Below are 9,706 nucleotides of genomic sequence, written 5' to 3'. Positions count from 1 at the left end.
CCAAAAAATCTCGATTTGCCAGAAATAGGAAGCTTAGGGTGAAGACCGCTATAGGAATGACATCAAGCGTGGCGGCCCAAGCGGTTGCGTGAGTATGAAAGAGGTACGACCCCAAACCGATGGCAAAAAGTACGGCGGAAAGCCATCTTCCCGCAGGCATTCCGGCAGTACGGCGCCACATAATTATCGCAACAACCACAAACGCCAGATTGGTCGCAGCGTTAAGTGGCTCGGACCAATAGCTCGCGTCAGTACGCTCGCAATATCCGTCGATGGCTCTTGTCCAATCCATAAGGAACTCTGCTTTGCTTGGGTTTAGTCCCAGAAGGGACTGCCATCAAATAGTAGGGCTTTGCCACTCAGGGAGTCCCGATGAATTATAAGGCCGAATTCCGCCGGTGGATCAGTGCCTTGTCGAAAATTCCGCTCTCCGGACTGCCTTCAGGCGGCTTTGAGACCTAGCGCCTTGTCGCAAAAAAGGTCTTCAGCAAGGCGCTCGCATCCTCGGCCCCTATACCATCGTACACCTCAGGCACGTGGTGCGCTTGGCTGTGGGAGAACACTTTGGGACCATGTGCAACGCCGCCAGATTTTGGGTCACCTGCACCATAATATAAACGAGAAATCCGCGCGGCTGAGATTGCCGCCGCGCACATCGCGCAAGGCTCTAAAGTGACGTAGAGATCGCACCCTGTCAGGCGCTCAGAGCCCAAAATTGCGCCTGCAGCACGAATCACAAGAATTTCGGCATGCGCTGTTGGATCCGACAACTCGCGGGTGCGGTTTCCGGCTTTGGCCAAAACCTTCCCATCGTGACCAACAAGCACGGCTCCCACAGGGACTTCGCCGCGATCTCCCGCTGATCTCGCTTCTTCGAGCGCCGCTTCCATGTAGCTTTTGAAACTCATGGCCCGTGATGCCGCGAGGAAACGGCTTGTGCAAGCGGCGCGCGCTTTCCAATCGACCTGTCCCACGCTATTGCGACAGGATGAGCAAACCCACCGTTCCCGGCGATCGTATCGCCAAAGTTCTCGCCCGCCGCGGCGTTGCCTCGCGTCGCGAGATCGAACGCATGATAGAAGCCGGTCGTATTTCATTGAACGGGAAGACGCTGACAAGCCCCGCTCAGAATGTCGTCGAAAGTGACCGCATTATTGTAGACGGCAAACCCGTTCGAGAAGCCGAACCGCCACGGGTTTGGCGGTACAACAAGCCATCCGGCCTCGTTACGACGGCGAACGACGAAAAAGGGCGCGCAACGGTTTTCGACAATTTGCCCGAAGACCTGCCCCGCGTGATGACTGTCGGACGGCTCGACTTGACGTCGGAAGGGCTGTTGCTTTTGACCAACGACGGCGAAATCAAACGGAAGCTGGAACTACCAAAAACCGGCTGGCTTCGCAAATACCGCGCCCGTTTGAAAGGCACGCCAGAAGACGCAGTCTTCGACCCGCTGCGGCGAGGGATTACGGTCGACGGCGAACGGTTTCAGCCGATGGAGATCACACTCGACCGACAACAGACCAGCAATGCTTGGGTGACGATCGGATTGCGCGAAGGCAAGAACCGCGAAATTCGACGCGCGATGGAAAGTATCGGATTTTTCGTGAACCGGTTGATCCGGGTCAGCTACGGTCCGTTTCGACTTGGTGAGCTGAAACCGGGCGAAGTCGAAGAGATCAAGTCAAAGGTCTTGCGCGATCAGCTCGGTCTGGATGCCATTCCCGAAACACCCGACCCCCAGAGAACCAAAGGTAAACGCGTCGAACGGCCCCGCCGCAACCAAAAGCCGTGATCGGCGCAATTGCTTGCCCATAACTGGCAAGCGACACGTTGAACGCATATATACTCCCAAGAACCGAAAGGTCGTAGAGTATGATGCCGAAGATGGCGCTATTGGTCTTGATTTTCGCCGTGGTCGCGGGGGTGATCTCTGTGGTATTCAAGGGAGTGGCGGTCTTGAAAGAACCTCATGATGAACGTTTGGGCGACAGGGGAGGTAGCATGAAAAGACTGGCATTTTTCCTGCTTTTAGCACTGATCGCCTACGTTGCGGCCTTCGGAGCGTCCTGATGGCGGATCGGTTCGGCGGAAAATATAGCCCCGATAGGCCGGCGCAAACGCCTCAGCCCCCCGCTCAGCGGCGAAGACGTGCGGGCGCACGTGTGAACCTTTTGTTCCTCGTGCCGGGTATTCTGGTGTTAACGGCGTTTCAGCAAGAACCGCTTGGAATGGCGCTTGATCTTGTTGGGTTTGGCACGCTGATGCTTGCGGCCTGGCTCACCCGTGAAGGGCTTTTGGCCGAAGATGCCTTTGATGCACGTCGCGTCGCAAAGCGCCCCGCAATCCCCCGAAAGATCTTTGCGTCTGTGCTTACAGGTGCTGGACTTGCCATTGCCGGTCTTGATCCGGCGACGTTTTCGCCCCTTAATCCAATTCTTTTTGCTGTTCTTGGAACAACCCTGCACTTCATGTCGTTCGGTGCGGATCCGTTGAAGGACAAGGGTGTTCCAGAAGGAAGCGCCTTCCAGACCGACCGTGTCGCGCGCGCTGTTGATGAAGCCGAGCGGCATCTCGCGGCGATGCGCGATGCGATCCGGGGCGCTGGCATTCCTGCCCTGTCGCGTCGCGTTGATCAATTTTCCCAAACGGCGCGTCATATGTTTCGCGTGGTGGAGGACGATCCGCGCGATTTGACTGGGGCGCGCAAATATCTTGGGGTATACCTTTTGGGCGCACGGGACGCGACATCTCAGTTCGCAGACCTTTATGCGCGCAACCGAAATGAAGAAGCCCGCGCAGACTACGAGGCGCTTCTTGATGATCTTGAAACCACGTTCACCGCGCGAACCAACAAAATGCTACTGGACGACAAATCATCGCTTGATGTTGAAATTGAAGTCTTACGTGACCGATTGGCACGCGAAGGCGTAAACCGCACTTAAGTATAGCTGCTCAAAACGAGGGGAAAATTCATGTCCGAAACAGTGCGCCAGAAGGCCCAGGAATCCGAAACCCTTGTGGCAGAGGTGACGGCCGTTATCTTGCCCGAACCCAGCACCGAAATTGTGCCGCTGGCCTCCGCTGATCCGACAACAAGCGCGGAAATCGAGCGCCGCATCGGCGAAATCGACATGGGTGACACCAATTCAATCGTGTCGTTCGGGTCCAGCGCACAAGTCGAATTGCAGGAAATCAGCCAATCCATGCTGGCAGGTGTCCGCAACAAGGACGTCGGCCCGGCTGGCGATAGCTTGCGTGATATTGTGTCAACCATTCGCGGCTTTTCGATCAGCGAACTAGATGTCCGTCGCACGCGATCCTGGTGGGAACGTCTGTTGGGACGCGCCGCTCCGATCGCGAATTTTGTTGCGCGCTTTGAAGAGGTTCAGGGCCAGATCGACGGGATTACCGACAACCTTCTCCACCACGAGCATAGGCTTTTGAAAGACATCAAATCTCTCGATCATCTTTATGACAAGACACTCGCCTTTTACGACGAACTGGCGCTTTACATCGCCGCAGGTGAGGAAAAGCTTCAGCGTCTGGACGGTGTCGAAATCCCCGCAAAAGAAACCGAAGTGGCCCAAGCGCCTGACGAGCAAGGCGTGATGAAGGCCCAAGAACTTCGCGACTTGCGGGCCGCAAGGGACGATCTCGAGCGCCGCGTATTTGATCTGAAACTAACACGGCAAGTTACGATGCAATCGCTGCCGTCTATTCGGCTTGTGCAAGAGAACGACAAATCCCTTGTCACAAAGATCAATTCGACACTGGTCAATACTGTGCCGCTTTGGGAAACCCAGCTTGCTCAGGCTGTGACCATTCAGCGGTCTGCCGAAGCGGCCGAAGCCGTGCGGGAAGCAAATGATCTGACGAACGAACTGTTGACCGCAAACGCCAAAAACCTGCGTGAGGCCAACAAAACCATCCGCGAGGAAATGGAGCGCGGTGTCTTCGACATTGAGGCAGTAAAGCAGGCCAACGCCGACCTGATCGCGACCATTCAGGAAAGCCTTCAGATTGCCGATGACGGAAAAGCCAAACGCGCCCTTGCCGAGGAAGAACTCCAGAAGATGGAAAGTGAACTCAAGACAACGCTTGCATCAGCCAAAGCCCGCAAGGACGGGGTCGGCTCGGTCTCTGGAGAGAGCGTTCCGACCTGAACCATGCGCAATTCTGCTTTCTCCCTTTGCTTGCTGGCCTTGTTGGCGGCCTGCGACGGATTTCCCGCCGCTGGTCCAGATGCCTTATCGACAACGCCGCCCAGCCCAGCCCTTCCTGAGTTCGTTGAACGAACGCCTGAAAGCTTCGAGATAGAAGCCTTTTTCGGGCGCGTAGAAGCCAATCTTATCGCGCGTGGACTGCTCAGAATTGACGGAGGAGGCCCCGACGTTCCCTTCACTGACGAGATGGTCGCCCGCAATTTTGATGCGCTGGCTTTCAGCGAGGAATTTAGCGCTCGTGCTGGGCTGCTTGTCCGGACAAGCGCTCCAAGCACGCTCCATCGTTGGGAGAAACCCGTTCTGATCGAGACTGTGATTGGTCCTTCGGTGGACCGCGAACAAGCGGACGACGACATCGCCACGATCACAGCATTCAGCGATCGTCTCGCCAGCATTACCGGACACCCGGTGCAAAACGTGCGGCGCGGTGGAAACTTTCATGTTCTTGTGCTGAACGATCAGGAGCTGCGGAACTCCGGGCCTTTGCTCACACAATTCATGCCAGAGCTATCCCCATCGCAAGTGCGGTTTGTTGAAGATATGTCACGCGACACCTATTGCGTCGTCTTCGCGTCGGACCCGGCACAAGACGGAAGATACGAGCGCGCCGTCGCAGTTATCCGCGCTGAACTACCGGACCGCCTGCGCACCTCGTGCTTTCACGAAGAAATTGCACAGGGGCTGGGTCTTGCCAACGACAGTCCAAGCGCAAGGCCATCCATCTTCAACGATGATGACGAATTTGGCCGGCTCACTAACCATGATGAGTTACTGCTGCAAATACTCTATGATCCACGACTGAAGCCGGGCATGAGGGGCGCCGCCGCTGCGCCGCTCATCCGACGTATCGCGACCGGTTTAATGTCGCCTTCAACCTGACCTGCCAGAGGAGACCCCAATGGGCATTTTCGATTTTCTAAGTGGGGAGTTTATCGACGTCATCCACTGGAGCGACGACACGCGAGACACAATGGTCTGGCGATTTGAGCGCGAAGATCACGAGATCAAATATGGCGCCAAGTTGACGGTCCGCGAAAGCCAAGCGGCCGTCTTCGTCCATGAAGGACAGTTGGCGGATACATTCATGCCGGGTCTCTATATGCTTGAGACCAACAATATGCCGATCATGACCACGCTTCAGCACTGGGATCATGGTTTCCAGTCGCCGTTCAAGTCCGAAGTGTACTTCATCTCAACCCGCCGGTTTACCGATCTGAAATGGGGAACCAAGAATCCGATTATCATTCGGGATCCGGAATTTGGGCCAACGCGAGTCCGTGCTTTTGGCACATACGCGGTCCGGGTGTCTGACCCCGGCAAGTTCCTGGTCGAAATCGTCGGCACAGACGGCGAGTTCACAATGGACGAAATCAGCTATCAGATCCGCAACATCATCGTGCAGGCGTTCAGCCGCGTCGTCGCAACGGCCGGTATTCCCGTGCTTGATATGGCTGCAAACACGCAAGATCTCGGACGTATTCTGGCCGAAGGTATATCGGGAACCCTTGCATCTTACGGCCTCGAACTTCCGGAACTCTACATTGAAAACATTTCCCTGCCGCCCGCCGTCGAGAAGGCGCTGGATGAACGCACATCACGCGGCATGGTTGGCTCACTGGACGATCACTTGCGCTACAAGGCGGCCGACGCTTTGGGACAGCAAAACGGGGCTGCCGGGTCCGCTATGGGCATGGGATTAGGCGCCGGAATGGGGATGCAGATGGGCGGCATGATGGCCGGTCCTTGGGGCCCGCGCCCGGCAGAACCTCTGGCTCCACCTCCGCCGCCTCCGGTTGAGAACGTCTGGCACGTTGCTGATGGCGGCAAGACTTTGGGACCCTACTCAAAAGCTGACCTCGGCAGATTGGCGGGCGAAAAAAAGCTAGCGCGAGAAAGCTGGGTTTGGACGCAAGGACAAGATGGCTGGCAACATGCCAACGATATTGATGAACTCGCGCAATTGTTCACTGTTTCGCCGCCGCCACCACCGCAAGGATAGGTGCATGGATCGAGGTCCCATCTGAAAGTATTATGACCCGTCGTGGATTTGTCATATTTGCCCATTGGGCGACTGGGTTTTTGCTGGCCGTCCTTTTGATAGAAGGCCCGAGCGCTTCAGTGTGGCTGACAGCAGGTTTCGCTGCGCTGAGTGGGCTTTGGTTCACAATCTACGCCCTGGGTCGCGGACCCCTTGGCAAACCTGGGCCAAAGTCGACTGGTGTCTTGCGACCTGTTCACCGCTTTCAACATCACATTCTCTGCTTCGCCATGGCGGCAGCTTCCGTGGCATCCAATACGGCTTTGGAAGACAACATCACAGGACGCGCGATGGCCGTATTGCTGCTTCTTGGCCTCCTTCACGGCATCATCCATCTTTGGCGTCACACGGCATTTTTTGACGGGGCACTGCACACCATCATGCCTAAATTCTTGCACGGAATCCTCTGATGGGCTCGGAAGATCATCGATTCCCTTGCCACAATTGCGGGTCTGACCTGCGGTTTGATCCCGGGGCCGACCAACTGATCTGTGATCATTGCGGCAGTGCCGAGACAATTGATCATAGCCCTTGGGATCGCAACCAGGCCATCAAGGAGCAGGACTTTTCAGCCACCCTGCGCGCAAGCACTAGCGGCGTGGAAATGGAAGAGGCACGCACTTCGCAATGTCCAAATTGTGGTGCGCGCATCGAATTCGACGGCGCAGTGCACTCCAAAGAGTGCCCCTATTGTGCAACGCCTGTCGTCACCGATACCGGGGCAACCCGGCAGATAAAACCGCGCGCAGTTGTTCCATTCGAGTTGAGCGAAGACGCGGCGCGTCAGGCCATGAAGGACTGGCTTGGTCGTCTTTGGTTCGCGCCAAACGGCTTAACAGAATATGCGCGAAAAGGCCGCAAGCTAAGCGGCGTCTATACTCCGTGCTGGACCTTCGATGCCGACACGAAAACCCGCTACACAGGGCAGCGCGGCATTGAATACACGACAACGAGGACTGTGACCCGCAATGGCAAACGGCAGACAGAACCGCACACGAAAGTTAGGTGGACCTCTGTATCTGGGCGTGTCGCGCGCTTTTTTGATGATGTTTTGGTCGTCGCTTCGACAGCGCTACCCGCGAAATTCCGCACCTGCTTGGGCCAATGGGATCTCACACGACTGGAACCCTATTTGCCCCAGTATCTCGCGGGCTTTCGCGCCGAAGCCTATACTGTGTCGCTTGAGGACGGCTTCAAAAAAGGCAGAACCATCATGGATCGCCAGATCATACGGGACATCAAGTTCGATATCGGAGGAGATCGTCAGCGTGTTCAAAACATTGAAACCAAACTCAGCGATGTGACCTTCAAGCACATATTGGTTCCGGTTTGGCTCGCCGCCTATAAATACCGCGGCCGGTCATTTCGTTTTGTTGTGAACGGTCAGAGCGGTCAGGTCGCCGGAGAACGGCCTTGGTCAATCTGGAAGCTGACGCTTGCCGCCCTTCTTGTTGCGATCATCGCCGGCGCTTTGGGCTACACGGCTGCAGTCAATCAAGGATAAACTCTTTTCTCGCCGACTTGCGACGCAGCGCGTGTGAGTTTAGACCCCGCGAAACAGATTTGCTGGAGGAGAACCGATGATCCTGTGCTCTGGAGAAGCTTTGATCGATATGCTGCCCCGCCACACCGCAAACGGTGAGCGTGCTTTTGCGCCTTACGCGGGCGGTGCGGTTTTTAACACATCCATTGCACTTGGTCGCTTGGGGGTTTCAACGGGCTTTTATAGCGGCTTGTCGACGGATCTGTTCGGGGAACTTCTTACAGACGCGCTGTCGGCGGCGAGCGTTGACAGCAGCATGGCCGCGCGCTCGGACAAGCCGACGACATTGGCATTTGTGACACTGACACACGGTCAGGCAAGTTATGTTTTTTACGATGAGAACTCTGCGGGCCGCATGCTAAGCGCCGAAGACCTGCCAACGCTTGATGCGGCTGTTTCCACACTGTTTTTCGGTGGTATCTCTTTGGTCGTTGAACCCTGCGCGCGGGCTTACGAGGCCCTGATGATGCGCGAGAAAGATCGACGTGTGATCATGCTTGATCCGAATATTCGACAAGGTTTTATCGTCGACGAGGCAGCATACCGCGACAGGATTGGTCATATGATGGCGGCCAGCGATATCGTGAAAGTATCCGACGAAGACCTTGCTTGGCTCACCGGGCATGACGATCTGCAACGCGGCGCGGCTGATTTGTTAAACAAGGGCACAAAACTTATCTGTGTGACGGAGGGCGCCGAAGGGGTCACAGGATACTCTGCTGTGCAAACAGTCCGCGTTCCGGCAAACAAAGTCGCGGTTGTCGATACCGTCGGGGCCGGTGATACTTTCAATGCAGGCTTTTTGGCTGCGCTGTCTGACGCTGGTGTTCTGTCCAAGGCCGAGATCGCAAATCTTCAAGCAGATACAATAGAAGCAGCGCTTTCTCTGGGCGCGCGCGCCGCGGCGGTCACTGTAAGTCGTGCGGGTGCGAACCCTCCGACACGCGCTGAATTGGGATGAGAGCCCTCGTTCAGCGCGTCTCACGCGCTGAGGTTCGCATCGAAGGCGACGTGGTTGGCGCAATTGAAGATGGCGTTTTGATCTTTGTCTGTGCAATGGCAGGTGATCCGCCGAATGCACCCGAGAAACTCGCCGCAAAAATTGCCAAGCTCCGTATTTTTAGAGACGATGACGGACGCATGAACCGCTCACTTTTGGACGTGGGGGGCAGCGCACTTGTCGTCAGCCAGTTCACACTTGCCGCCGACACTCGAAGAGGAAATCGGCCGGGATTTTCAAGCGCCGCACCTCCGGATGAAGGTGAAATTCGGTATTTGGAGTTTGTATCCGCCGTGATGGACCTCAACATTCCCGTCGCAACCGGCACCTTCGGCGCTGACATGGCAGTGGCCCTGGTCAACGACGGTCCGGTGACGATTTGGGTGGATACGGACGGTTGATAGAGCCTTAAAGCGCCTGCAAAATTGCGGACCACGTCGTTTCGAGAACACCCCGACGCGCCTTGATAACCTCGCGCGCGGCCTCAACAAGCGGGGCGCGTTCTTCAGCGTCAAAAAGACGTGCAACGCTTTGTGAAAGCTGTGCCTTGTTGTGAACAAGGATTGCGGCTTCGTCATTTGCAATCGCACGGTCGATCAGAGGAAGTAACGCCAGACTTTCTCTGACCGACAGTGCGTGGAACCACAGCACTTGCCCGTCAGGTCGTCCAAGTGCCGAACAACTGTATTATTCAGGAAAACGCTTTGGATCCTCCTTGGCTTTTTTCAACCTTTTGCGGTGGAAAAGCCATCAAATGGGCCCCTAAACTTGTGAAAATGCAAGTTAGAGGCGCGTAAGCGGAGACATGGCGTCAGGCCGCACCTCGGTTTAATAGCCTCAGCATTGTGATAAGCCCGACGGGGCTACCCTCGCTCGCAACGAAGGCCGCCGAGATACGT

Annotated in this window: 13 protein-coding genes; 10 read left to right on the top strand and 3 right to left on the bottom strand. The window is 56.1% G+C overall.

The window, feature by feature from the left end; all coding sequences use genetic code 11:
- Together AC221Y_RS15320 and AC221Y_RS15315 are read right to left on the bottom strand one after the other, a co-directional pair.
- Positions 1-292: ceramidase domain-containing protein (locus AC221Y_RS15320; RefSeq protein ID WP_486707667.1), on the bottom strand; the 292-nt coding region annotated here is incomplete at its 3' end.
- A 166-nt stretch (positions 293-458) separates the two neighbouring features.
- Entirely contained in the window at positions 459-908 is a 450-nt protein-coding gene (locus tag AC221Y_RS15315; RefSeq protein ID WP_299755804.1) for a nucleoside deaminase, read from the bottom strand.
- An 80-nt stretch (positions 909-988) separates the two neighbouring features.
- On the opposite strand from AC221Y_RS15315, the gene AC221Y_RS15310 reads away from it, so the two are divergent.
- From AC221Y_RS15310 to dtd, 10 genes are all read left to right on the top strand, one after another.
- A complete protein-coding gene (locus tag AC221Y_RS15310) occupies positions 989-1,795 on the top strand; it encodes a pseudouridine synthase (RefSeq protein WP_299755807.1) in 807 nt (268 codons plus the stop codon).
- 80 nt (positions 1,796-1,875) lie between these two features.
- Positions 1,876-2,073 (top strand): hypothetical protein, encoded by a 198-nt coding sequence (locus tag AC221Y_RS15305; protein WP_299755809.1) that lies wholly within the window; start codon positions 1,876-1,878, stop codon positions 2,071-2,073.
- Positions 2,073-2,945: a 5-bromo-4-chloroindolyl phosphate hydrolysis family protein gene (locus AC221Y_RS15300; RefSeq protein WP_299755811.1), complete on the top strand. Its 873-nt coding sequence runs from the start codon at positions 2,073-2,075 to the stop codon at positions 2,943-2,945. Before AC221Y_RS15305 ends, AC221Y_RS15300 begins: the two co-directional genes overlap by 1 nt.
- A gap of 30 nt (positions 2,946-2,975) precedes the next feature.
- Positions 2,976-4,166, top strand: a complete 1,191-nt coding sequence (locus tag AC221Y_RS15295) for a toxic anion resistance protein (protein ID WP_486707666.1) — start codon at positions 2,976-2,978, stop codon at positions 4,164-4,166.
- A 3-nt stretch (positions 4,167-4,169) separates the two neighbouring features.
- On the top strand, positions 4,170-5,105 hold the full coding sequence (locus AC221Y_RS15290; protein ID WP_486707665.1) for a DUF2927 domain-containing protein: 936 nt from the start codon (positions 4,170-4,172) through the stop codon (positions 5,103-5,105).
- A 19-nt stretch (positions 5,106-5,124) separates the two neighbouring features.
- A complete protein-coding gene (locus tag AC221Y_RS15285; protein ID WP_486707664.1) occupies positions 5,125-6,225 on the top strand; it encodes an SPFH domain-containing protein in 1,101 nt (366 codons plus the stop codon).
- Between the two features lie 32 nt (positions 6,226-6,257).
- Entirely contained in the window at positions 6,258-6,674 is a 417-nt protein-coding gene (locus tag AC221Y_RS15280; RefSeq protein ID WP_486707663.1) for a hypothetical protein, read from the top strand.
- Positions 6,674-7,768, top strand: a complete 1,095-nt coding sequence (locus tag AC221Y_RS15275; RefSeq protein WP_299758054.1) for a TFIIB-type zinc ribbon-containing protein — start codon at positions 6,674-6,676, stop codon at positions 7,766-7,768. Before AC221Y_RS15280 ends, AC221Y_RS15275 begins: the two co-directional genes overlap by 1 nt.
- Positions 7,769-7,844: 76 nt before the next feature.
- Positions 7,845-8,768 carry a carbohydrate kinase family protein gene (locus AC221Y_RS15270; RefSeq protein WP_486707662.1) on the top strand — a complete coding sequence of 308 codons (924 nt, stop codon included), beginning with the start codon at positions 7,845-7,847 and terminating at the stop codon, positions 8,766-8,768.
- The gene (gene dtd / locus AC221Y_RS15265) at positions 8,765-9,208 is read left to right on the top strand and encodes a D-aminoacyl-tRNA deacylase (protein WP_486707661.1); all 444 of its coding nucleotides are present in this window, start codon (positions 8,765-8,767) and stop codon (positions 9,206-9,208) included. The genes AC221Y_RS15270 and dtd overlap by 4 nt, the downstream gene beginning before the upstream one ends.
- A gap of 7 nt (positions 9,209-9,215) precedes the next feature.
- Here dtd and AC221Y_RS15260 read toward each other — a convergent pair whose 3' ends face one another.
- The gene (locus AC221Y_RS15260; RefSeq protein WP_486707660.1) at positions 9,216-9,458 is read right to left on the bottom strand and encodes a hypothetical protein; all 243 of its coding nucleotides are present in this window, start codon (positions 9,456-9,458) and stop codon (positions 9,216-9,218) included.
- Between the last annotated feature and the right edge of the window lie 248 nt (positions 9,459-9,706).

It is taken from the genome of Boseongicola sp., assembly GCF_057460485.1.
Note: the sequence above shows the minus strand (reverse complement) of the source record. Positions and strands in the feature narration are given on the sequence as shown.